Source organism: Bartonella sp. TT110JLCBS (genome assembly GCF_042193405.1).
GTDB lineage: Bacteria > Pseudomonadota > Alphaproteobacteria > Rhizobiales > Rhizobiaceae > Bartonella.
The window spans coordinates 1-500 of the sequence record NZ_JBHILT010000345.1 but is presented as its reverse complement, the minus strand read 5'-3'; the positions used below and the strand labels follow the sequence as shown (position 1 = coordinate 500).

1 pseudogene is annotated in these 500 nt (G+C 32.8%); it reads left to right on the top strand.

What is annotated here, in order from left to right:
• Nucleotides 1–500, top strand: a pseudogene (locus ACFILW_RS11225) (hypothetical protein); the annotation flags it as partial.

The window sequence follows — 500 nt, the reverse complement described above, 5'->3', positions numbered from 1 at the left end:
AAGATGAAAAATTGAGAAAGGAAGATCGAGAAAAAGATGAAAAATTAAGAGAAGAAGATCGCATAGAAGCTGCAAAATTGAGAAAGGAAGATCGAGAAAAAGATGAAAAATTAAGAGAAGAAGATCGAGAAAAATTTAAAACAGAATTAGCCAATGCCATGGACATAGCTAAATCAACTAGACAACAAGCGATATCAATGAAAAAGCTTGCCACAGTTCTGGAAAAACAATTAGAGATTTTAGAAGAAAAAAAGCTCCGTGTTACCACACACAGTTCATGGATAAGTGATAATCCTAATGATATCTTTCCAGTAATATATGTATCTTTAATCATTACAAATGCTACAAAACAAACAATTAAAATCAACTCTATCAGCATACAGGATAATAGCCTTTTTATCTTTATGTCCGCATGCTATCGTGAACTTTTGCCACAATCACTAGGAGCACTACATTACATCCATCCTCAACAGGAAAAACACTTATGCTTAAAGAAACCT